This is a genomic window from Desulfurococcus sp., from assembly GCA_026626905.1.
Lineage (GTDB): Archaea > Thermoproteota > Thermoprotei_A > Sulfolobales > Desulfurococcaceae > Desulfurococcus.
Window position 1 is genome coordinate 154,952 of sequence record JAPNUX010000008.1, and the last position, 20,984, is coordinate 175,935.

The following is a 20,984-nucleotide window of genomic DNA, read 5'->3' on the forward strand; positions in this document are numbered from 1 at the left end:
CTATTCTTACATTATTGAACGGGAGAATAAGGTTTATATACTGGCCTCTAGGGTTTTAAATGAATGTTAGGTTGGGTGAACCTAATGCTTTCAGGTTTACCTGTTGATTTACTGCCTGCTTTAACAGTCTACCTTCTAATAGGCGGGGCTTTCACGAGTATTTTACTCAGAGTTCTAGGCGTTAAGACGATTGTAACCTTGATCTACGGTAGCTTATTCCTAGTTTTCACTGCAGCTGCCTCAATAGTAGTGTACATTGAGGCAGGAAAGAGGATACTACTCTACACTCTTGGAGGTTTCACACCTCTAGTGGGTATATCCTACGAGGTAGACTTGTTTTCAGCTAGCATAGGGCTGGTTGTAGCCCTTCTCTCACTCCTCATTTATCCTCTACTAAAGTACTTTACGCCTGGTTTAAACGAGTATGGTGTTGCACTCTACCTCGGATTGATCGCGGGACTGCTTGGTGTAACCTATACTGGCGATGTATTCAACTCCTTTGTAATGCTCGAGGTTCTCACGATATCCATGCTTGGGCTCCTCGCGCTGAAAGGTGATATTAAAGCTTACTTTGCTAGCCTTAGATACGGCCTTCTAGTTTTTGTGACAGGCCTAGTATACTTTCTCGGTGCTACACTTCTATACTTTGCTGTTGGAGCATTAAATATGGGTTACCTGGCTTTATGGAGTATTGACCCGAGATTCATTATTGGTAGAGCAGAATACTCGGTTCTCCCAGTTGAAACAGCAGTATTATTTCCTTTAATCCTCATGACATGGAGTCTTATAGCTGAAGAAGCCCTCGCACCACTCCACTTCTGGCTGCCTGACGCCTACAGCAGTGCTCCTCCAGCTGTTGCAGGGCTTCTAGCAGGGGTTGCTGAGGCTGTTGGATACTATCTCCTCTTGAGACTCTACTATACAGTTTACTCTACTATACCTAGTGAAGTAGCTCTTCTCTTAAGGCTGGCTGGTATAGCTTCAATCCTAGTCGGAGGCTTCGGCTTAATCTACTCTAAGAGGCTCTTGAAGATGATATCATACAGCGTGATACTTGACACTGGGTATATTGCTATAGCTTCATCTCTCAGTGAAGCTGGTGTAGGAGTAGTATTATCCTATGTGGTGGCTCATGCAGTAGTCAAGCCACTCTTATTTATTTCGAGTGGCTGGGCCGCCTATACTCGGGGAGGGGACAGCCTAGACGAGTTGAAAGGGGTTTTCCGGGGCAGCAGGGTGATGCAGTTAGGCTTTACTACCGGAGCACTAGCAGTCATAGGGATCCCCCCTACAATCCTCTTCTCAGCTAAGCTAGAATTATACAGCGTGCTGTTGAATTACATCAGCGGGGATCCAACCTTAATTCTATCACTGATAGTAGCTCTACTAGGGAGTGGTTTAGCTCTAGCAGGCTTTATTAAAGCTGTCTCAGCCACCATTCTTGCCTATGATAGTGAATCCACTAAGCCTGACGGGTTAATCAAGGCTTACACCCTGCTGTTCACTCTACTAGTGCTAGCCCTCGGCGTAGCCTACATGCCTCTCAGGGATGGGTTCATCGAGCCTGCTTCAAGTGCTCTCATACATGGTAGATTAAACTATGTTCTAGAAGCCTTCAAGGCTATAATTGGAGGTGGGTGAAATGCTGGAGAAACTTGCCAAGTGGTCTTACGCTAGAAGCCTCTGGATGATACACTACTGCTCGGCTTGCGGTGCAGTGGAGTTTCCGCCACTAGTAATGACTCCCCTCGACTGGGAGAGATACGGCTACATGCCTACACCTTCACCCCGTCAAAGCGATATCTACGTAGGCATGGGCTACCTAACGAAGAAGACTGTAAAGCTTTTCCTAAACATGTACAGGCAGGTCCCTGAGCCTAGATTCGTACTAGCTGGATGCAACTGCACGTCTACCGGTGGATTATACTGGGATAGCTACGCTACATACAAGAGGCTGGATGACTTCGTTGAGGTGGAGGGATGGGTTCCCGGCTGCATGCCAGCACCAGACGACTACCTAGCTATGATAGAATACATGAGAAGGAGCCTCAGCGAGAGGAGCCTCGAGAATTATATTTCGAGGATCAAGCCTGATGCATTCAAGAAGATTGCTGAGTGGGAGGAACTTGAGAAAAAGTGGAGAAGCGAGTACGAGGAGAAGATGAAGGCGGAGGCTTCTAAGCCGTTGAACTATGATTTCAAGGAGACATACCCCCAGTGCTACGAAGAGGATATGGAGCTGAAGATATGTAGGACATCAGTAGATCCATCCAGGATTAGAGGAGTTTTAGAAGAGCTTAAGAGTAAAGGCTACACGCTCTTCGTGAACATTAACACTGTAGACTACCCTGAGAAAGGAGTCATCGAAGTATACTATATCCTTGAGAATCCATCAAATGCATCCCAGGTATGGGTTAAAACATATGTTAGGAGAGCAGCACCCGAGATAGATACAGTTAGCGACATTTACCCGCTAGCCCTCTACATTGAGAGAGAAGTCTACGAGTTCATGGGGATAGTCTTCAAGGGTAATAACTCCCTTAGAAAATGGATTCTAGAAGGCAACTGGGAAGGTCCTCCGCCTCTACGGAGGGACGTGAATACCGCTGACTTCGTTGTGAAAACCATGTATGGAGGGTACAAGTATGGCAGGTAGCAGGCTTGTGGAAGTATACTTCGGCCCCCAGCATCCAGGTGCGCCAGGCAACGTAGGGTTTAAGCTTCTACTAGACGGTGAAAGAGTCGTTAAAGCCGAGCTACTACCAGGGTTCCTTCACCGTGGATTCGAGAAGATGATGGAGAATAGGACATGGGAGATGAATATCGTGTTAAGCTACAGGTTCTGCGTGGAGGACCCCGACCCTCTTGAAATAGCTTTCGCTATGGCTGTTGAAAAAATACATAAGATTGAAGTGCCTGAGAACGCTAAGTACGTTAGGATGATTCAAGCCGAGTTCTCTAGGATAGCCTCCCACTTGTTCTGGACTCACTTTATAGGTGGAAGCACAGGGTTGAGGACTCCTGCCTTCTGGGCTATAGCTGCACGTGAGGAGATACTGAAGTGGTTCTACAGGCTAGCCGGCCATAGAATATACCATAATATAAGCGTGCCGGGAGGCATCAGGTATCCTCTCCCGGAGTCCTTTATTGAAGATACATTGAGAGTCGCAGACTTCGTTGAGGAGAGGGTTAGAGAGGTTGAATCCGCCCTGCTAAGAAACAGCGTGTTCAAGGCTAGAACAAAGGGTTTAGGAAAGCTGAGCTCTAAGGAGGCATTAGAGCTAGGTGTAACAGGGCCTGTGTTAAGGGCTACCGGGCTCCCCTACGACTTAAGGAGGAATCCATCCTACTTGAACTACAGTAAAGTAAGCTTCGATATACCAGTAGGCTCAACAGGGGATGCATTCGATAGAAGCATGGTTAGATTCCGGGAGATATATGAGAGCCTGAAGATCATTCGTGAGAGTGTTAAGAGAATACAGCCTGAGGGTAGCTTAAGAGTGAAGCTTCCATTAACAGCGCCTCCAGGTGAAGGTGTAGCGAGAGTTGAGACAGCTAGAGGAGAATACTTAATTCACATTGTGAGCACTGGAGGTAGAAGACCCTATAGGGTTAGATTGAAGAGCATGTCAATGCCCCTGCTCACTACTGTTGTAGACTACATTGTAAGCCGTGATGAAGTCACAATAGCCGACTTCCCTGTACTACTAGCCTCCCTTGACCCGTGTTCACCTGACTTGGATAGGTGAGAGCAGTGACGGCTTCATCTATTATTGAATCAGTTAAATACCTCTTGAGAAAGCCCTACACGAGGCAGGTGCCAAGAATTGATAAGCCTTATAGAAGCCCTGTGACACGGGGAGCTCACGTCCTCGATATGGCTAAGTGTACTGGGTGCTCTATGTGCCAGCAGGTGTGCCCGGCTGCATCAATAGACATGGTTGTAGTTGAAGGAGACTACCCTCAGAACCCGCGGAAGCGGTTCCCTAGAATAGATCTTAACAAGTGCACTTACTGCGGCTTATGCGTCGAGTACTGCCCCTTTGACGCCCTTTCAATGACTTCCGCGGCAGGATTCGAGCTCTTCACTCCTGATAAATCAAGGCTCTTAAAGCAGCCGCAGGAGCTTAAGCCGATTGGGAGTATATCAGTTGAGAGGAAGATCTTCATTGACTCCTACAGCAGGGTTTACAGGAGTGAGAAAGGGGGTGTGGTTCAACATGGTTGACTACGGGTTGCTCGAGTTCTTCCTCCCTATTCTAACCGGGTTGTTTGCAGTCGCCATGGTTATTTATGTTGCTCGAGCCCTAACCTCTAAAACCCTACCTGACGCTGTTCTAGCTGTTGACGCTTTATCCGTGGATCTAATTGTGCTGCTGGTTATCATAGCACTCTACTATAAGTCATCAATGCTCCTGATAGGTGTCATACCGCTGGCTGCATGGGTTATGCTCCTCGATATCCTGGTTGCAAGATACCTTGAGAGGAGGGAGGGCTAGCTTGATCTACACAGTTATCTTCTATATTGGATTAACGGTAACCCTGATAGGAGGGATTCTAGATATAATAGCTGCTATAGGCTTCTTTAGATTCAAGGACTTCTACATGAGGCTCCATGCAGCGACAATCGGTAGCATGGGTGGAGGCTTCTATCCTCTCATAGGTATAGCCATAATGGTGCTTGCCTTAGACGTAGATGTCTACTTTAAAGCCTATACTTCAGGGGTATGCGTGATCGCTGCTGCACTCATAGCGTTAGGCGTGGCTCCAGGCTCTCACATTCTTGCTAGAGCCACTCATCGCAGCAGGGAGGTTGAACCTATGGTTCTAGTGGATAGATTGAGAGAGGATAAGGGGTGAGTGAATTGATGCTTCTTCTAGCTGCTGTAAGCGTTACTCTTGCTCTCCTAGCAACTATAGCTGTATACAGGGAGAGGGATGTAGCTAAAGCGATAGTATACTCGGGTATAGAGTCTGTGTTCTATGCTATAGCCCTCTCATTCTTTCTTGCACCAGACCTCCTCATAGCGTACATAGCTATAGGCTTAGGTGTTAACAGCGTGATACTCATGTACGTATTAAGCAAGGGTGATAGGTTTGAAGAATAGCTTCTCTACTATAGCCTCTATAATAGTATCCTCCACTCTAGCAGTACTCCTAGTGCTATTACTCTACTATACAGGGCTCATAGGATACAGTACTCAAACTCTCACAGGGCTAGCAGTAGTATACCTAGTGCACGTAGTATACCCGTTCTCAAAGTGGACCTCTATGAGTACTGAGGTTGTTACAAGCGTGATCTGGGATCAGAGGGGGTTTGACACCTACTTTGAGACAAGCGTGCTATTCCTTGCAGTAGTAGCCTCACTAATAGTCTTGGAGAAAGCTGGCAGCTCTAAAACTACAACAGGGAAAAGCAGCGGAGAGTTAACAGTGATAGTTAGGGTTACAGCGAAGATCGTTGCGCTCATAATAGCTGCTGTAAGCATCTCAGTAGCTCTCCACGGTCACTTGACACCTGGAGGAGGCTTCCAGGGCGGTAGTATCTTCGTTATAGCACCACTAGTCATATTACTCGCATATGGCACTGGAGTCCTCGAGGGAAGAGGGCTTACACCACGCAGGCTTCTAGGGGCTAGAACACTGGGTGTCACAGCTATATTCTTGATCGGTATTACACCTCTACTCTACTCGCTAATCACAGGCTTCAACGCATACCTCTTCCAGAACCTAGCTAAACCCGGCTCCCAGTTCTCATTTCCAGCACTGGTGAATACCCCGGTAGGCGATGTGCTTTTATCCGGCACGTTAATCTGGCTTAACCTCTCGGAGTTTACAGCTGTATCTACAGGCTTTACAGTAGCCATCATGTACCTCGTAGAGAGGTTTGGGAGGGGTGATGAGAAGTGAGCTTGGATGTATACCTGTGGTACTACATAGTACTCGTAGTAGTGTTAACATTCTCCTACTCGCTCTACGGGGTTGTATCTAAACCCCACATAATTAAGAAGCTGATCTTTGTGACGATCCTTTCAGATGCAGTCTACGTGCTACTAGTCTTCATAGGATTTAGGCCTGGGGCCGTGATGCCGCCGGTATACCCTGGTGGAACACTGCTAAACCCTCAGCTGCCGTTGAATCCACGGGAAGTATCATCTTTCGCTAGCATGGCTGTAGACCCAATCCCCCAGGTACTCATTGTGACAGCAATAGTAATAGGTTTAGCTCAACTCATATTCCTTGCTGTCCTAGCATTGAAGATCGTGGAGGCTACTGGCACCTTTAGTATTAAGAAGCTGGAGGTGAGTGAGGAGTGAATAAGGCATCAATAATCCTAGCGGTGCTACTAGCATCCATCACATACTTCGTTTACACTGGTGTATTCGATATAGTTGAGCTGGCAGTAGCCTTCGCAACAGGGGTTATTGTAGCTTTAATCTTCAAGCCGGACTTAGTCAGCAATCCAGGTAAGATAACCTTAAGGAGAACACTGCACGGTGTATACTACTTGCTCAAGTACTTTACTATAATAGAGGCGAAAGCCCACTGGGATGTCCTTAAGGTGATCCTCTCACCGAAGCCTCTACCAACGCCAGCTATAGTTAGAGTCCCCTACAAGGTTTCAACAGACTACGCTGTAACATTTATAGCTAATAGTATAACGAACACGCCTGGAACAGTAGTTGTAGACTTAGATCAAGAGAGGAAGGTATACTACGTTCACTGGCTGACACCCAAGGATGTATCAGATGAAGTCGCCTACAACGAGATCTCAGCTGAATTCGAGAAGCACCTCTCGAAAATATTCGAGTAGGAGGCGGGGGCCATGAACACCTACACATTTCTCTTAATTCTGCTCTCTCAGGTGGCTTTAATAGGGTTAACCGTATACCTTGTATTCTACGTGTTATTCCAGAAGACTGTAGCCAGCAGGATGCCAAGTCAGCGTGACGAGGTATCGGAGCTACCGGTTATGTCGGGTTTCGTGGTTGAGAAGCCCGAGTTACCCTCACTCACTGAGACTGTTGCAGACATATTAAGGAGGGCTTGGAGGCTTGGAGGAAGCATCCTAGAGAGGGGTATTGCATCCTATCTAAGCGACTGGTATGTTGTAGGCTTCATAGTGCTCCTCGCTCTTATAGTAGTCCTCTTGATTACAGGGTGGTAGTAATGGTTGACTTGTCTTCTCTTCTAATCCAGGCATTAGTCTACCCGGGCTTAACATTCACTATAATCCTCATAATAGTCACGCAGTGGCTTGCCAGAAAGATTGTCGGGAGAGTACAGTTCAGGAGAGGACCCGTATACGCTGGCACGGTCGGCGTGCTCCAGCCTCTAGCAGACCTGTTGAAGCTGTTAATGAAGAAGGATATGGTTAGCAAGTATAGTCTCAAGACTAGCCCGGTTATAGTGGTATCGCTAGTCATAGGTGCTCTTATAGCTATATTCACGGCGACACCTATAGCTTTAAAACCATACTATGCTGAATACGACATAGTCGTTATACTCTACCTGCTGCTACTAATACCCTTCGGGCTAGTCTACCTTGCTGTAGCCCACCCAAACCCCTACACCATGCTCGGCGCAGCGCGATACATAGCCCTCCTCTTCTCGAGCGAGCCAGCCTACGCTATAGCAATTATCACCCCGGTTATACTGGCATCAAAGTACTTCAACGCTGAATACTCCCTCTACTTAACCTCCCTGGCTTCCCCAATGCTCTGGGGGTTGAGTGCTACCAGCTTAACCGCCATGCTCCTTGCAGCAATCGCCGGGTTTCTTGGAATGATGAGCATTCTAATGGTTAAGCCTTTTGATGCACCGGAGGCTGAAGCGGAAATCTACTGGGGTATATTCACTGAGCTCGGTGGGCCTAGACTAGCTCTCGGATTCTTCGCTAAGTTCGCTGAGAGACTAGTGTACCCTCTAGTATACACTCTACTGTTCCTCGGGGGATCCTGGCCTTTCACAGTAGAGGAAAACTGGCTGGCATCAACAGCTATTATACTAGTTAAAACCATAGTGGTATTTGTTGTGCTGACGATAATAGATGCATCTCTACCCCGATATAAGCCGGAGCAGGCTGTCAGATTCCTCTGGAAGTACTTATATCCTCTTTCTATTCTCTCTTTGATCCTGGCTTTAATACGCTGAAATAGACTAGGGGAGACTACGGGGGTTAGCAAAGAACCAGGAGAGGTCTGCAGGCCTCTTCCTCTTAACGCCGCCTTCAACGAGCCCGTGGGCTATAATGGGTAGAGCTATAGTTGCATCAACGTGAACCTGCTTCTTTCTAGCTCTAGGTGAAACCTTCCCCCAGCTGACAGCCTCTTCTAGTGTTGCACCACTAAGCCCTCCCCACTGAGGTAAATCTGTTGTAAACTGTACAACGTACTCTAGGCTCTTATAGTAGTCGTGAACACTCTCCTCGTACTCCTTTATGAGTGTCTGTGCTACTGCTACAAGGTTCACGTAGTCTTTTGGTACTCCACCTCCAATGTATATTGCGGAAAGCTTCCTCGCTCTCCTCCCGATCTCGATGAGCTGGTGGAAGTCTCTAACCATGTCGAGGATTACTTTATGTCCCTTCCTGTATGCTAGTACAGCGGCAATACCGTACCCGCTGTCAACTAGTGCAGGCGAGAATACTGGTACTCCAGCCCTGTACGCTGCTGCTACAATACTGTCTACCCCTTTCTCGTTAAGGAACCTGCCAAACTCGTGTAGGAACTCGGCTGTACTGTAGACGCTGCCCTCGGGGAGGACCTCTATGAACTCCTCTATAAGCTTCTCCATCCTCCTGTAGTCTTCCTCGCTTGCAAGTGTATCGTAGAATCTATCATACTTTAACTTGAGTAGCTCTTCATCGCTAACGCATGGATGAGTCTTATAGTACTTGAAGCCCATGGCCTCATATATATCCTCGCTTATAATAGCTCCTGTTGAAACCACAACGTCTACATACCTCTCCTCGATAAGCCACTTTATAATCCTCCACATGCCAGCTGTACTCATGGATCCAGCGAGCCCTAGGAATATAGTATTATCCTCATCGCTGAACATATCAATGAGGATCCTGTAGGCTTCACCTAGACTCCTCCCCTGGAATGCTGTATCCCCCATCTCTAGTAGAAGCTCGTGGATGCCTCTACGCTTAACATCAAGAGCCTTAACATACCCCATTAGAAAGCCGGGCTCACCCATAGAGCACACCAATCTATAGAACACACTGGAGAATTAAAACTCTGAAACCACTAGGTAACCGGGAAACAAACCTGAGCAGTAGAATGCCGCCGCCGGGATTCGAACCCGGGACAACCGGATATCCCCTGAGGTGACCTCGGTCACTAATACCCCGTATGAGTCCGGCGCTCTGACCGGTCTGAGCTACGGCGGCATAGCACACTATGGTTTCTCGGGGTTTTAAGCTTGAATAACCTGAAAAACACTTATAATCCTCAAGTAAGCTGGAGGTAGGTTGAGGGCCCGTCGCCTAGCCAGGATAGGGCGCCGGCCTCCTAAGCCGGAGGCCCGGGGTTCGAATCCCCGCGGGCCCGCACCTCCACTAAACCATACGGTGTCACTGGAATCCCTTTGTTTACGAGTTTAAGACGGTGGTAGATGAATCTCTTGCGCACCTACGCTAAGCTAGGTATTACTGCATTCTCTAAGCTGGTCTTCGAATAACCTTAGTGGAGCAGGCTTTAATGTAAGGGATTAAGCTATAATAATGAGGAATACCTCTAGATTTAATCCCGTTTATCCTGTCATCCTGTTAAGATTTCCGCGTGGGAAGCTTGCATTGATTTCAAGTCGACTATTATAGCTGCTTCAGCTGGAGTACCAGGATACATGATTTAAGGAAGCAGAGAAACTATATTCTAGTGGAATTCAAAGTATATTCCTGCAGGTACATAATAGTAGCAGTAGGTTCCAGGCTCCCTATACTTGTAGCGGCTAATCCTAACGTAAACGTACTCAGGGACATTATAGTCTCCAGGGATAGCTGAGTGGTCTCCGTGATTCACCACGATTCACTATATTTCTAATTAATGTAGATTGATGGCGATTCATATGATAAGGATAACTGGGATACTGATAGGTAGTTCTGAGCCGCGAAGCACGCTATGAAGCCTATAGGTTCTAAGGAAGCCGCTAGAATACTGCATATACCTATTGCTGCGTAAGTCCCGAGAGGTATTCCAATCTCATGGTTGCTTCCACTCGTATCGTAACATATTTGCTCTAAAGCGATGTATTCACCTGGATCTAGTTTACCGTCATATAGATATGTTCCAGGAACACTAGATTGCTTCTACCGGCACTTTAGATTTCATTTCACGCATGGATCCTAGACTCTAGGGAAGCGATAAGAGGAGGCTGGAGGATATTTATATTCTACGGTGCTATTTTACCAATACTGGTGGACTAGTTGCTGGATCTAGTTGAGTACGGGGTTAAATTAGCAGGTGAGCTTGGCGCCTCCTATAGTGAAGCCAGGTATCATGGTATTAGTAGGCTGGGAGTATATACTAGGAATGGTAGTGTTGTGGGTTCAAGTCTCTCGAATCGGAGTGGTATAGGTATCAGGGTTCTCGTGAACGGTGCTCTAGGCTTTGCTGCTACACCTGATTTAAGCAGGGAGGGTGTGAGGAGGGCTGTTGAGAAGGCTGTAGGGCTTGCTCGAGCCTCCTCTCGGCTAGTGAAGAATCCCTTGAAGCTGGATGATTCAAGGCTTGGGAGAGCTAGGTATTCTGCTGTAGCTGTAAAACCCTTTGACTCTCTGTCTCTCGACGAGAAGATAAACTATTTAACCGAGCTGTGGAAGAGTATTCAAGGCTCTACGAGGGAGGCTAGAATTCCTGTTCTAACTGTAAGCTACGATGAGTGGATTGAAGAGAAAATAATAGTGAACAGCGACGGCGGGTACATTGAATCCAGTATTCCTAGGATAACAGTATACTATAACATGGTGGTAAGCCATCCAGCTAAAGGTAGCGTGCAGAGATGGGAGCAGCTCGGCGGGAGTGGTGGAGTCGAGCTACTAGATAAGTGGAGGCTGCACGAGAAGCTTCCTGAGGAGGCCTCGAAGTATGAGGAGATACTGCTGAAAGCTGTACCACCCCCTTCAGAACCCGTTGATGTAATAGTTGGAAGCGAGATAGTGGGATTAATAGTTCACGAGTCCTCAGGGCATCCAAGTGAAGCAGATAGAATCATGGGGCGTGAAGCAGCTCAAGCTGGTAAAAGCTTCATTAAACCAGGCATGCTTGGAGCCAAGATTGGAAACGAGTATGCAACTGTTATAGATGACCCTACAATCCCTGGGAGCTACGGCTTCTACCTCTACGATGATGAAGCGGTACCTGCGAGAGCCCGATACCTATACAAGGAGGGAGTAGTATACGAGCACCTCCACAACAGGTTTACAGCAACAGTATACGGTGTTAGAAGCAATGGAGCAGCTAGAGCCATGGACTACGCTAGCGAGCCTATAATCAGAATGGGCAACACCTACTTCAAGCCGGGGGACATGAGCTTCGAGGAGCTCCTGGAGACTGTGAGAAAAGGCGTCTACATTAAATCCTACATGGAGTGGAATATAGATGATGAACGCTGGAGTCAAAGGTACGTCGGGCTTGAAGCATACCTCATCGAGAACGGCGAGCTAAAGGAGTACGTGAGGAACCCAGTGTTAGAGGTAACTACGAAGTCATTCTACAGTAGCATAGACGGCGTTGACAGAAACCTTGAATTCTATGCTGGCACCTGCGGTAAAGGAGAGCCGTCTCAAGGCGTCCCAGTATGGTTCGGGGGACCCAACGTGAAGCTGAAGAATATTAGGCTTAGAAGCACGCGGGGTGGGTGAAATGGAGCTCCATAGAAAGATACTTGAAGAAGCCCTCGGCAAGGGGTTCCAGGAAGCAGCTGTCAGGCTGGTTGAAACCGAGAGGACTATGAGTAAGATAGCTAACAGCGAGTTAAGCGTGGTACAATACTGGAGGCTCGTCAATGTAGAACTCTACTTAGTGAAGGATAAGAGGGTAATAATAGCTGAGGTAGTAGGATTAGACCCCAGCAGGGTTTCTCTTACCCTAGAGCAACTAGTATCTATGGCGGGTAGAGTGAGAGAGTCGGAGATCTACGCCCCCCTCCCAGAGCCCGGTAAGCCTGCTGAAGTACCAGGTATGGTTGACGAGAAGATCATAGAGCACTTGTATGATCCCTCGAGTCTAGTCGAGGAGATAGTAGGCGTAGCCCATGAGGAGAAGATAGACTATGTTGCTGGAATGCTTAACCTCGAGCACGTCAAGGAGTACCTTGCGACATCTAAAGGCTTCGATGGCACCCATGAGTACACGTCAATGGAATCCTATATTAGAGCTTTCGCTGGTGAAGAAGGGAGCGGACAGTGGAGCACCTGTTCAACAAAGCTTAGAAGAGACAAGCTTTCAACAATGGCTAGGATAGCAGCTAGGTATGCTGTAGAATCGAAGAGCAGGCTTGATGTTGAGCCAGGTGTCTACGACCTAGTTCTCTCTCCAATGGTATTCGGGAACCTGCTAGAGTACCTCTCCTATATGGCTACAGGCTTCGCTATAATGACAGGTTTATCAATATTCATGAAGAACCAGCCGGGAGATAAAGTAGCGTCAAGCCAGCTCACAGTGATCGATGATCCCCATGAAGCCGAGCTACCAGGCAGTAGAGGCTTCGATTTAGAAGGCGTTCCTACGAGGAGAAAGCCGATAATAAAGACAGGTGTGTTAGCGACAATACTGCATAACTCTAAAACAGCATCAAAATTCAATACTGAGACCACGGGTAACGCGGGATGGCTTTCCCCAGAGCCATGGAACCTAATAGTAGAGCCCGGCGACTATACTGTTGAAGAATTAATCAGCGAGGTGAGGAAAGGGTTACTCATAAATAACAACTGGTATACGAGGTTCCAGAACTACGTTGAAGGAGAATTCTCAACTATAACAAGAGATGCACTATTCTACATTGAAAACGGCGAGATCAAGGGGGCGGCGAGAAAGATTAGAATAGCTGATAAACTCTCAAGCATACTCGCAAACATAGAGGGGTTGACAAGAGATAGATACGATGTAAAGTGGTGGGAGGTTAGATATCCTACCAGGGCTCCATTCATACTAGTGAGAAACGTGAATACTTCAAAGCACGTAATGTAGATGAGAAGAAAAAGTTGTTTTTCCTAACTAGCTTCCTGCAGCCTTTGCAATCCTACTCTTTATTAACTCATCGATTAGCATGAGGATCCCGCTGATTATAAGGTATAATGCTACAACTAACGCTAGTAAGTCCGGCTCAACTAGTATTAGAATACCGAATATCAGCATTAATATACCTATTACTAGCCTCGGCGCGCTAATACCGAGATACTTCCTCAGTAATTCCTGGATCTTCTCCTCAGACATCTACTCCACCCAACACACTATCATGTAGTAGTATCAGCTAAAATAGCTTTCAGTAGAGCCTCCAAGATACTCAAGTATTCTATGGGTGAAAATAGTACTTAGTGAATAAGTGAATACAGGTAAAACACTTAAGGATTAGTCTCCTTTCGTGAAGGTTTGGTGGTGAAGAGAGACCGCCTTGGAAACCTATTGCTGCTTGAACTCCTCGCTAGGTTCAAGCTATACTATAGGATTGAAGAATGAGGCCGGGAGTGACCCGCCCCATGCTCATCCCGTGCCCCGGTACACGGGGGTGTTGCATGGGCACCGGGGTCACACGTCAATTCTTTAAAAAGATGTCTCTGGGTTTAAAACTATGCTTCTACACTTTAGACAAAGCTACTTGATCTCTATTGAAGAATTCTTAGCGATCTTAATGTTCAATACAGCTTCTGCTATACCGTTCGAGTACCTCACGATTCTCCTTATGCTATCGCATATCTGCGCTAGACCCGCCTTCTCTTTATCTGTGAGGCTTGGTGAGTTTATTATCTCATCGCGTAGAACCCTCTCTATCTCATCTATAAGGATTTTCGATGTCTTTATTACTTCCTCTGCATCCTTCCTGCTAAGGTTGTAAAGGGTTCCCATGGATTTATTGAAGAGCTCTGACGCTTTAACTAGCAGGTCGTAGACTGCCTGTGAACCCTTGAATCCTTCACCCATGCCTAGTATTCTCTTAGCTATGTTAACTGCGTGGTCAGCTATTCTCTCCAGGTTCCTCGCTATAATCCGATAGTTAAGGGTTTCAACTATGTTAGTTATCCCTAGCTCGTGCTGCACTCTTATGTCTAGAAGCGACATGCTGAGCTCTCTAAATATCATGTGGTGGAATCTATCGGCTTCATCATCTCTCTGTATTATAGCTTGAGCTAGATTTACATCAAAGTTTCTCAGCAGGTTTTTAGTATCCTCGAGCATGTTGCTTACTATCAAGTGAAGTCTTCTCAAAGCGCTAATCAAGGGTAGCTCTCTAATATTAAGGAGGATCTTAAAGGTAATACTGTTAAATTGTTCTTCTATAACTTCTATACCAGCCAGCTTTATTCTAGCGAGATTCTTAACCTCGCTGACATAGCTTGCTAAATTAGGTATCCCGGGATCAAATGTAACTGTTATAGAATTATACCCTGAGAGGTATGCTGCAACAATCATCCGGAAAACCTGGTCTACTGGGATTGCCCCACCTACTTTAATTGATGCTTTAGCTACTGCAGCCTCAATTGCAGGCGGGATTATTACTAGCTTATCCCCGTACCTCTCAACTGTCACGTAGTCTCCACTCTTTAACCCGACAAGGTCAACCCATTCTCTAGGTAGTGTTATAATGAAGGATGACGAACCAGTTTTTTGAACTTTTCTTCTCTAGGTACTCATCATGTGATCCCCTCCACCTTAGTGGTTTAATTAGTATTCATCAGTCTAATAAATCTTTTTCTTAAAATAGAAGTCATTTACACAGGGATTTATATATATGTAGCTCAGCTTCTATAGTAGGGATTAAAGACCCATGTATTCCAAATAATAGTCTAAGAACCCAGCTTAAAATATATACTGACACACTAGTCTTGACGCCAACAGCATATTAGTAGCAATGGTTTTTAAGGAGCCATCACCCTATAGTATAGTAGAGCCGGGGTGGCCGAGCGGTCTAAGGCGGCGGGCTGCAGGGCCTAGAGGTTAAAGAGGGGTTCGCTGAAACCCGTTTAACCGCGGGTTCGAATCCCGCCCCCGGCTTACTCGCTTAACCTTAGTGGAATCCCTGGTCAAGCTACAAGTCAAATACCAGTGTCTTCAACCATCTTGCTGATAAGTTTGAGAGCCTCTATAGCTCTTGAAACAGCCTTTTCAACCACTATTTCATCCGGCTTCATGTTAGCTTTAATGAATTCCTCGAGCTCTACTCGTATTCTCCTTAGATTCCTTGCTCTATGGGTTTCATTAAGCGGCTTTTCAGCTTGAAGCTTTGGTCCTCCCTCCATGAACCCCTCTGGGAAGTACCAGTCCTTGAACCATGTAAACCCAAGCTTGAATAGCTTGAATCCAAGCCGGGTAGCAGGGGGAGGTACATTCTCCATGAGGGCCTTCATGGTTTCAGAGTCTCTAAAGTACTCTACGAATACTCTTTCACCGGGCTCCAGGGCACTAGCCACCATGGATAACACTACATCCTCCACGTTGCTATCAAAGTAGTAGAGTGTATTCAAGCCTATTCTTATCTCAGGCTTCATGTTGAAGACTTCGATCCACGGCTTATAGTAAGGGTATCTTCCCTTGAAGACTTTTAGGGAGAGTAGTAGCTCCTTGGCAGTATTTAGCGAGATGGCTAGGTCTACATTCAACTCCTCTCTTACTCTACCCTGGGATACCCTTAAAGCAGTGATCTGGTAGGAGTCAGCTTGAATTCCCTTCTCTACTAGCGATTCAATGACTTCAATCTTCATTCATCACACCTATAGTCAATCTTAACCAAACATGTTTTTAAATGTCTAGGAATATATTATATGGATGAGGTTGGGATCGTGCAAGTGAAGATTTCAAAGCCTGTTGAATTCTCGCCTGGAGAACACTTCAAAGATATAGTTAACTACGTGAACGGTAAGCCTGTATTCAAGCCATTCCTAGCTGGCGAGTGGATTACTAGCGGGAGGATCATGGATGTAAGATCACCAATCGACCTCAGTATTATAGCAGGCTTCTACATTCCAGAGTGGGAGCTTATTGATTCAGCTCTAGATAAAGTGTATAGGGTGGGGAGGTGGGCGGCTAGAAATACCCCTGGGGAGAAAAGAGTTAGAGTAATCGAGAAGCTAGCCGACCTCATGGAGGAGAGAAGAGAAGAGTTAGCTGAAGCCCTCATAGTAAACACTGGGAAGCCTGTGAAGTCAGCTTTCGGAGAGGTTGATGCAAGCATAGATAGACTTAGAAGATCTCTACTCGACGTGAGAAAAATCTACGGTGAATACGTGCCAGGGGACTGGGATAAGGATACCTTGGAGAGCGAGAGTATAGTTAAGAGAGAACCTTACGGAGTAGTTCTAGCTGTCATTCCATTCAACTATCCGCTCTTCGACACCGTCAACAAGTTAGTCTACAGCTTCATCCCCGGTAACGCTCTAGTCATTAAGCCCCCGAGCGCTGACCCTATCCCAGTATTCTACCTGACTAAGCTAGCATTAGAAGCAGGCTTCCCGCCGGAGGCAATAGCGTTAACCCCAATACCAGGTAGAGAGGCAGATAAACTTGTCTCTGATACAAGGATTAGTGTTATAACATTAACAGGTAGTGCTGAGACAGGTGTAAGCGTTCTAAAGCAGGCTGGAATAAAGCAGTTTATAATGGAGTTAGGTGGCGGGGATCCAGCAATAGTATTAAGTGATGCAGACCTAAAGCTAGCTGCATCTAAAATAGCAGCTGGTATAACAAGCTTCAGCGGGCAGAGGTGTGATTCAATAAAGCTCATACTAGTAGAGGAACCAGTATACGAGGAATTCAAGAAGCTGCTGGTAGCTGAGCTCAGTAAAGTAGTAGTAGGAGATCCAAGAGAGCCCACCACGAATATGGGCCCATTAATCGACGAGAAGACTGCTGACGCTGTCGTAGAAGCTGTCGAAGAAGCTGTAAGAGAGGGTGCTATTCTCCTGTATGGTGGCAGGAAACTCGGTCCCACCTACATAGAGCCAACACTAGTAGAGGTCAGAGATAAAAATACCCTCTTAAAGCTCCGTCTCTTCAGGGATGAAATATTCGCTTCAATAGCAGCTATAACCCCTGTCTCCAGTATTGATGAAGCCATAGATATAGCAAACGCCAGGAGATATGGGCTTGACGCCGCTATATTCGGAAAAGACATAAACAAGATCAGAAAGCTTATCAGAATGCTAGAGGTCGGAGCCATATACATCAACGACTTCCCAAGACACGGGATAGGCTACTATCCATTCGGTGGGAGAAAAAGCTCAGGCATAGGGAGAGAAGGTATAGGGTACAGCATTGAGCAGGTGACTGCTCTTAAAACAGTAGTCTACAACTATAAGGGTACAGGTATCTGGGAGTACATGTAAATTTTTCTCTTCCTCCTCTACTAGTTCACTTCCCCATAGCCCTGGGTTTATTCTAGCGAGAGTACAACTTGATGGAAGCAGGTTTATAAGAATAAATAATATTACTCATACTACTCGGTAGATGGTGGAATAAACGTGAAACTAGTTCACATAGCTATAATAGTGCTTGTAGCAGCAGTAGTAGCTTCCTCTATAGCATACTACTACACGAGGATTCAGGCTCCTCAAGCGAAATATCTGGTGGTTGGTACTTCGCCGGACTTCCCGCCATTCGAGTATATTGATGAGAAAGGAAATATTGTGGGATTTGACATAGACTTGATAAGGCTGCTAGCGAAGAAGGCAGGCTATGATGACATCAAGATAGTTTCAATGGACTTTGACTCCCTGATACCAGCATTAACTCAAGGTAAAATCGATGTGATCGCATCAGGCATGAGCATAACAGAAGAGAGGATGAAGGTGGTTGACTTCACAAACCCCTACTGGGAGGCTGATCAAGCGATCATCGTTAGAAAGGATTCAAGCCTCAAGCCTAGTTCCCTAGAAGACCTCAACGGGAAGGCTGTGGGAGTTCAGACAGGAACAACAGGAGCCGACTACGTTAAGAAATATGCTGGAGAACACGGCTTGAACATAGATGTCAGAGAGTATCCTACCTTCGTGCTAGCAGTACAAGACCTCGTTAACGGCAGGATTGATGCAGTAGTGGTAGATAGCCCTGTAGCTGAAATGCTCCAGCAGAAGTACCCCGTGGTCATCTCAACTATCATTAAAACCGGCGAGCAGTACGGCTTCGCTGTTAGGAAAGGGGATACAGTGCTCCTCCAAGCCCTTAATAACGCCCTCAGAGAGGTAAAAGGTACGCAGGAATGGAACAGCCTCGTGGAGAAATACTTTGGAGCGTGAGAACAATAACTTGACGTTATGGGAAGCAGAATGATTTCACACCTGTTTTTGAACTACATCCCATTAATTCTAAGCGGTCTACCTAACACTATGATACTCGCATTTGGAGGATTTACTATAGGATTACTTCTCGGCTCAATCCTAGCCTTCCTTGAAATGTATACGCCTAAGCCATTATCAACAATAGCATTACTTGTTGAGGAAGCTATTAGAGGAACACCTCTCCTCGTAGTAATGTTCATAGTCTTCTTCGGGCTACCCGCTATTGGGATATCACTGGATCCTGTTAGCGCTGCTGTAGTCTCGATCGGGATCCGTAGTCTAGCCTATCAATCCCAGATCATTCGGGGTGCACTAAGCTCTATACCTGCAGGCCAGCTGGAGGCTGCACTATCCATCGGGATGAGTAGAGGGCAGGCTTTCACCAGCATAGTGATCCCTCAGGCGATTAGGATAGCTGTCCCAGGTCTTGTAAACCAGTTTACAATAGACTTAAAAGATACATCTATAGCCTACGCTATAGGTGTAGCAGAAGTATTCACTCAGGCAGTTCACGTCGCCCAAGTAATCTTCGATTACCTCACCCCCCTGCTTTTCGTTGGATTAATATACTTCACGTTAACCTTTACTGTAAGCCGTGTCTCAGAGTACTTTTACCGCAGGTATTCTATACCAGGCCTAGGTGGTGGAGTGTAGTGGGTGATATAGTTCTAAGAGTAGAGGACTTATGGAAGAAGTATGGGTCTACTGAGATTCTAAGAGGGGTTACATTTGAGGTCGAGCGCGGTGAAGTCAAAATTGTAATGGGTTCAAGCGGTGCCGGTAAATCAACCCTGCTGAGATGCATTAACCTCCTGGTGACCCCTGATAAAGGTAGAATAATGCTTGAAGGCGAGGAGGTATTCCCTAAGCCCTCGAAAAGTATTAGTAGTATCAGGCAGAGAATAGGCTTCGTATTCCAGCACTTTAATTTATTCATGCATTTAACAGCACTAGAAAACGTTGAAATTGGACTCGTGAAAGTCAAGAAGCTGCCTAGAGATGAAGCTAGACATAGAGCCATCGAGGCATTAAAAATGGTTGGAATAGGAGAGGACCTCTGGCATAAGTACCCGGCTCAACTATCTGGTGGACAGCAGCAGCGTGTTGCCATAGCACGCGCGATAGCCATGGAGCCATCGATAATACTAATGGATGAACCTACCTCTGCCTTAGATCCAGAGCTTGTCGGAGAGGTATTAAGAGTTATTGAGAAGCTAGCTGAAGCGAAAACCACGATGCTCATAGTAACCCATGAAATGGATTTCGCCCTGAGAGCAGCGGATGAGATAATGATCATGGATAACGGTGTTATTGTTGAGAAGGGGCCTCCAGAGGAGATAATCGAGAACCCCAGGCATGAGAGAACTAGAAGGTTCATTGAAAGTATTAGAGGTAGGAGAATCAAATGAACTCTGAGAGGATTCTTGAAATACTGTATAGATATACCCCTATGCTGCTAGAGGGGCTTGAGAACACTATAATATTAACGCTAGCTTCATTCGCTATAGGCTTCACTCTAGGCTTGCTCATAGCGTCTGGGAGGGTCTACGGGCCTAGGCTACTCCGCTCAGCTCTCACAGTATACGTTGAGGTTGTTAGGGGTACACCTATGCTTCTCCAGTTATTCCTAATATACTATGCTCTACCAGGTGTCGGCGTAGTCTTAAACCCAGTGGAGGCAGCAATTATAGGTATGGGGCTCAACAGTGCAGCCTATCAATCAGAGTATATACGTAGCTCGATTAAGGCTGTACCAGCAGGCCAGTGGGAAGCCGCATTATCTCTTGGAATGACGCGCTGGCAGGTTATAACTTCAATAATACTACCCCTAGCTCTACGCTCCTCAATACCTCCTTTAACTAATGAGCTCGTGTATCTGCTTCAGTACTCGTCGATAGCGTACTTTCTAACAGTTGTAGAACTAGTCTACGCTGGAAAAATAATAGGAGCTGAAACCTTCGCGTACCTCGAGGTATACACTATAATAGCAGTCATATACCTAGCGTTATCTCTAATAATAACTAGATCCATGAGGTATCTTGAGAAGAAGGCTAGTGTACCTGGACTTCTAACACCTCTAGCCTCCGCGCCAACTTAGAGAATAGAGTCCCCGGTAGGCTACGCTGACTGCCCTGACCTGCTGGTCTTCCTGCTCTTCTTCACTTCCTCTACAATATTGTTAACTATCTGGAGGGCTCTCCTGGATTCAGCTTTAGCAATATAGTGGGCTACCCCGGCTCTCTCAAAGACTACTATGGAGTTCTCTCCGCTATCAAGTAGTGAAAGAATGATCTTGTTTAGTATACTCGCTGGAACTCTAAGAGTATGCTCACTGCTCAGCTTAGGCGGGTTCTCAACGCTTTCACCTACCAGTATATACTTAGTACTCCTCCTTGGAGATGGGGTCTGCTTCAACCAGCCGGCCACGCGTATCCAGCGTCCATTCCGCAGCTCCACGAAGACCTCCATAGCCTCCACCAGATGCTAC

The 20,984-nt window shown here is 46.4% G+C and carries 25 protein-coding genes, 3 tRNA genes and 1 pseudogene; 21 read left to right on the plus strand and 8 right to left on the minus strand.

The window, feature by feature from the left end; genetic code table 11:
- The first annotated feature begins 84 nt into the window (after window positions 1-84).
- From OWQ48_06860 to OWQ48_06915, 12 genes are read left to right on the plus strand one after another with little or no spacing between them, the layout of a single operon-like run.
- Entirely contained in the window at window positions 85-1,641 is a 1,557-nt protein-coding gene (locus OWQ48_06860) for a proton-conducting transporter membrane subunit (GenBank protein ID MCY0868920.1), read from the plus strand.
- 1 nt (window position 1,642) lies between these two features.
- On the plus strand, window positions 1,643-2,656 hold the full coding sequence (gene nuoB / locus OWQ48_06865) for an NADH-quinone oxidoreductase subunit NuoB (protein MCY0868921.1): 1,014 nt from the start codon (window positions 1,643-1,645) through the stop codon (window positions 2,654-2,656).
- Window positions 2,631-3,749 carry an NADH dehydrogenase subunit D gene (locus OWQ48_06870; protein MCY0868922.1) on the plus strand — a complete coding sequence of 373 codons (1,119 nt, stop codon included), beginning with the start codon at window positions 2,631-2,633 and terminating at the stop codon, window positions 3,747-3,749. The genes nuoB and OWQ48_06870 overlap by 26 nt, the downstream gene beginning before the upstream one ends.
- 5 nt (window positions 3,750-3,754) lie before the next feature.
- Window positions 3,755-4,228 carry an NADH-quinone oxidoreductase subunit I gene (locus OWQ48_06875; protein ID MCY0868923.1) on the plus strand — a complete coding sequence of 158 codons (474 nt, stop codon included), beginning with the start codon at window positions 3,755-3,757 and terminating at the stop codon, window positions 4,226-4,228.
- Window positions 4,197-4,499 (plus strand): monovalent cation/H+ antiporter complex subunit F, encoded by a 303-nt coding sequence (locus OWQ48_06880; GenBank protein MCY0868924.1) that lies wholly within the window; start codon window positions 4,197-4,199, stop codon window positions 4,497-4,499. The genes OWQ48_06875 and OWQ48_06880 overlap by 32 nt, the downstream gene beginning before the upstream one ends.
- 1 nt (window position 4,500) lies before the next feature.
- Window positions 4,501-4,860, plus strand: coding sequence for a monovalent cation/H(+) antiporter subunit G (locus OWQ48_06885; protein MCY0868925.1), 360 nt, complete (start codon window positions 4,501-4,503; stop codon window positions 4,858-4,860).
- Window positions 4,857-5,108: a DUF4040 domain-containing protein gene (locus tag OWQ48_06890; protein ID MCY0868926.1), complete on the plus strand. Its 252-nt coding sequence runs from the start codon at window positions 4,857-4,859 to the stop codon at window positions 5,106-5,108. Before OWQ48_06885 ends, OWQ48_06890 begins: the two co-directional genes overlap by 4 nt.
- A complete protein-coding gene (locus OWQ48_06895) occupies window positions 5,098-5,910 on the plus strand; it encodes a Na(+)/H(+) antiporter subunit B (protein ID MCY0868927.1) in 813 nt (270 codons plus the stop codon). The genes OWQ48_06890 and OWQ48_06895 overlap by 11 nt, the downstream gene beginning before the upstream one ends.
- Window positions 5,907-6,317: a sodium:proton antiporter gene (locus tag OWQ48_06900; protein MCY0868928.1), complete on the plus strand. Its 411-nt coding sequence runs from the start codon at window positions 5,907-5,909 to the stop codon at window positions 6,315-6,317. Before OWQ48_06895 ends, OWQ48_06900 begins: the two co-directional genes overlap by 4 nt.
- Window positions 6,314-6,814 carry a Na+/H+ antiporter subunit E gene (locus tag OWQ48_06905; protein MCY0868929.1) on the plus strand — a complete coding sequence of 167 codons (501 nt, stop codon included), beginning with the start codon at window positions 6,314-6,316 and terminating at the stop codon, window positions 6,812-6,814. Before OWQ48_06900 ends, OWQ48_06905 begins: the two co-directional genes overlap by 4 nt.
- Window positions 6,815-6,826: 12 nt before the next feature.
- On the plus strand, window positions 6,827-7,168 hold the full coding sequence (locus OWQ48_06910; GenBank protein ID MCY0868930.1) for a hypothetical protein: 342 nt from the start codon (window positions 6,827-6,829) through the stop codon (window positions 7,166-7,168).
- 2 nt (window positions 7,169-7,170) lie between these two features.
- On the plus strand, window positions 7,171-8,154 hold the full coding sequence (locus OWQ48_06915; GenBank protein ID MCY0868931.1) for an NADH-quinone oxidoreductase subunit H: 984 nt from the start codon (window positions 7,171-7,173) through the stop codon (window positions 8,152-8,154).
- Between the two features lie 6 nt (window positions 8,155-8,160).
- Here the strand turns inward: OWQ48_06915 and OWQ48_06920 are convergent, their stop codons facing one another.
- Both OWQ48_06920 and OWQ48_06925 read right to left on the minus strand, forming a co-directional pair.
- Window positions 8,161-9,204 carry a deoxyhypusine synthase gene (locus OWQ48_06920; protein MCY0868932.1) on the minus strand — a complete coding sequence of 348 codons (1,044 nt, stop codon included), beginning with the start codon at window positions 9,202-9,204 and terminating at the stop codon, window positions 8,161-8,163.
- Window positions 9,205-9,288: 84 nt separating this feature from the next.
- Window positions 9,289-9,397, minus strand: a tRNA-Met gene (locus OWQ48_06925).
- Between the two features lie 85 nt (window positions 9,398-9,482).
- Between OWQ48_06925 and OWQ48_06930 the strand changes: the two genes are divergently transcribed.
- A tRNA-Arg gene (locus tag OWQ48_06930) sits at window positions 9,483-9,557 on the plus strand.
- Window positions 9,558-9,881: 324 nt separating this feature from the next.
- Here OWQ48_06930 and OWQ48_06935 read toward each other — a convergent pair.
- The gene (locus tag OWQ48_06935; GenBank protein ID MCY0868933.1) at window positions 9,882-10,031 is read right to left on the minus strand and encodes a hypothetical protein; all 150 of its coding nucleotides are present in this window, start codon (window positions 10,029-10,031) and stop codon (window positions 9,882-9,884) included.
- Between the two features lie 401 nt (window positions 10,032-10,432).
- Between OWQ48_06935 and OWQ48_06940 the strand changes: the two genes are divergently transcribed.
- Together OWQ48_06940 and OWQ48_06945 are read left to right on the plus strand one after the other, a co-directional pair.
- A complete protein-coding gene (locus OWQ48_06940; GenBank protein MCY0868934.1) occupies window positions 10,433-11,869 on the plus strand; it encodes a TldD/PmbA family protein in 1,437 nt (478 codons plus the stop codon).
- A gap of 1 nt (window position 11,870) precedes the next feature.
- Window positions 11,871-13,196, plus strand: a complete 1,326-nt coding sequence (locus tag OWQ48_06945; GenBank protein ID MCY0868935.1) for a TldD/PmbA family protein — start codon at window positions 11,871-11,873, stop codon at window positions 13,194-13,196.
- 27 nt (window positions 13,197-13,223) lie between these two features.
- Here OWQ48_06945 and OWQ48_06950 read toward each other — a convergent pair whose 3' ends face one another.
- The 3 genes and pseudogenes from OWQ48_06950 to OWQ48_06960 form a co-directional block, all read right to left on the minus strand.
- Window positions 13,224-13,442, minus strand: a complete 219-nt coding sequence (locus OWQ48_06950) for a DUF3096 domain-containing protein (protein ID MCY0868936.1) — start codon at window positions 13,440-13,442, stop codon at window positions 13,224-13,226.
- A gap of 378 nt (window positions 13,443-13,820) precedes the next feature.
- Window positions 13,821-14,636: a phosphate uptake regulator PhoU gene (locus tag OWQ48_06955; protein ID MCY0868937.1), complete on the minus strand. Its 816-nt coding sequence runs from the start codon at window positions 14,634-14,636 to the stop codon at window positions 13,821-13,823.
- 84 nt (window positions 14,637-14,720) lie between these two features.
- A pseudogene (locus OWQ48_06960) lies at window positions 14,721-14,819 on the minus strand (AbrB/MazE/SpoVT family DNA-binding domain-containing protein).
- 294 nt (window positions 14,820-15,113) lie between these two features.
- Between OWQ48_06960 and OWQ48_06965 the strand changes: the two are divergent.
- Window positions 15,114-15,218, plus strand: a tRNA-Cys gene (locus OWQ48_06965).
- A 41-nt stretch (window positions 15,219-15,259) separates the two neighbouring features.
- Here the strand turns inward: OWQ48_06965 and OWQ48_06970 are convergent.
- On the minus strand, window positions 15,260-15,925 hold the full coding sequence (locus OWQ48_06970; protein ID MCY0868938.1) for a DUF1122 family protein: 666 nt from the start codon (window positions 15,923-15,925) through the stop codon (window positions 15,260-15,262).
- 60 nt (window positions 15,926-15,985) lie between these two features.
- Between OWQ48_06970 and gapN the strand changes: the two genes are divergently transcribed.
- From gapN to OWQ48_06995, 5 genes are all read left to right on the plus strand, one after another.
- The gene (gene gapN / locus OWQ48_06975; GenBank protein ID MCY0868939.1) at window positions 15,986-17,545 is read left to right on the plus strand and encodes an NADP-dependent glyceraldehyde-3-phosphate dehydrogenase; all 1,560 of its coding nucleotides are present in this window, start codon (window positions 15,986-15,988) and stop codon (window positions 17,543-17,545) included.
- A 135-nt stretch (window positions 17,546-17,680) separates the two neighbouring features.
- On the plus strand, window positions 17,681-18,454 hold the full coding sequence (locus OWQ48_06980) for a basic amino acid ABC transporter substrate-binding protein (protein ID MCY0868940.1): 774 nt from the start codon (window positions 17,681-17,683) through the stop codon (window positions 18,452-18,454).
- 48 nt (window positions 18,455-18,502) lie between these two features.
- Window positions 18,503-19,150, plus strand: a complete 648-nt coding sequence (locus tag OWQ48_06985; GenBank protein MCY0868941.1) for an amino acid ABC transporter permease — start codon at window positions 18,503-18,505, stop codon at window positions 19,148-19,150.
- Entirely contained in the window at window positions 19,150-19,905 is a 756-nt protein-coding gene (locus OWQ48_06990) for an amino acid ABC transporter ATP-binding protein (protein ID MCY0868942.1), read from the plus strand. The genes OWQ48_06985 and OWQ48_06990 overlap by 1 nt, the downstream gene beginning before the upstream one ends.
- A complete protein-coding gene (locus OWQ48_06995) occupies window positions 19,902-20,594 on the plus strand; it encodes an amino acid ABC transporter permease (GenBank protein ID MCY0868943.1) in 693 nt (230 codons plus the stop codon). The genes OWQ48_06990 and OWQ48_06995 overlap by 4 nt, the downstream gene beginning before the upstream one ends.
- Window positions 20,595-20,614: 20 nt before the next feature.
- Here OWQ48_06995 and OWQ48_07000 read toward each other — a convergent pair whose 3' ends face one another.
- Window positions 20,615-20,965, minus strand: a complete 351-nt coding sequence (locus OWQ48_07000; GenBank protein ID MCY0868944.1) for a hypothetical protein — start codon at window positions 20,963-20,965, stop codon at window positions 20,615-20,617.
- Window positions 20,966-20,984: the final 19 nt, after the last annotated feature.

Excerpts from the sequence above, each read along its gene's own strand:
- OWQ48_06870 (MCY0868922.1), top strand. The coding sequence starts at position 2,631 with ATGGAGGGTACAAGTATGGCAGGTAGCAGGCTTGTGGAAGTATACTTC.
- OWQ48_06920 (MCY0868932.1), bottom strand. The coding sequence starts at position 9,204 with ATGGGTGAGCCCGGCTTTCTAATGGGGTATGTTAAGGCTCTTGATGTT.
- OWQ48_07000 (MCY0868944.1), bottom strand. The coding sequence starts at position 20,965 with ATGGAGGTCTTCGTGGAGCTGCGGAATGGACGCTGGATACGCGTGGCC.
- OWQ48_06950 (MCY0868936.1), bottom strand. The coding sequence starts at position 13,442 with ATGTCTGAGGAGAAGATCCAGGAATTACTGAGGAAGTATCTCGGTATT.
- OWQ48_06970 (MCY0868938.1), bottom strand. The coding sequence starts at position 15,925 with ATGAAGATTGAAGTCATTGAATCGCTAGTAGAGAAGGGAATTCAAGCT.
- OWQ48_06995 (MCY0868943.1), top strand. The coding sequence starts at position 19,902 with ATGAACTCTGAGAGGATTCTTGAAATACTGTATAGATATACCCCTATG.
- gapN (MCY0868939.1), top strand. The coding sequence starts at position 15,986 with ATGGATGAGGTTGGGATCGTGCAAGTGAAGATTTCAAAGCCTGTTGAA.
- nuoB (MCY0868921.1), top strand. The coding sequence starts at position 1,643 with ATGCTGGAGAAACTTGCCAAGTGGTCTTACGCTAGAAGCCTCTGGATG.
- OWQ48_06955 (MCY0868937.1), bottom strand. The coding sequence starts at position 14,636 with ATGATTGTTGCAGCATACCTCTCAGGGTATAATTCTATAACAGTTACA.
- OWQ48_06945 (MCY0868935.1), top strand. The coding sequence starts at position 11,871 with ATGGAGCTCCATAGAAAGATACTTGAAGAAGCCCTCGGCAAGGGGTTC.
- OWQ48_06910 (MCY0868930.1), top strand. The coding sequence starts at position 6,827 with ATGAACACCTACACATTTCTCTTAATTCTGCTCTCTCAGGTGGCTTTA.
- OWQ48_06860 (MCY0868920.1), top strand. The coding sequence starts at position 85 with ATGCTTTCAGGTTTACCTGTTGATTTACTGCCTGCTTTAACAGTCTAC.
- OWQ48_06915 (MCY0868931.1), top strand. The coding sequence starts at position 7,171 with ATGGTTGACTTGTCTTCTCTTCTAATCCAGGCATTAGTCTACCCGGGC.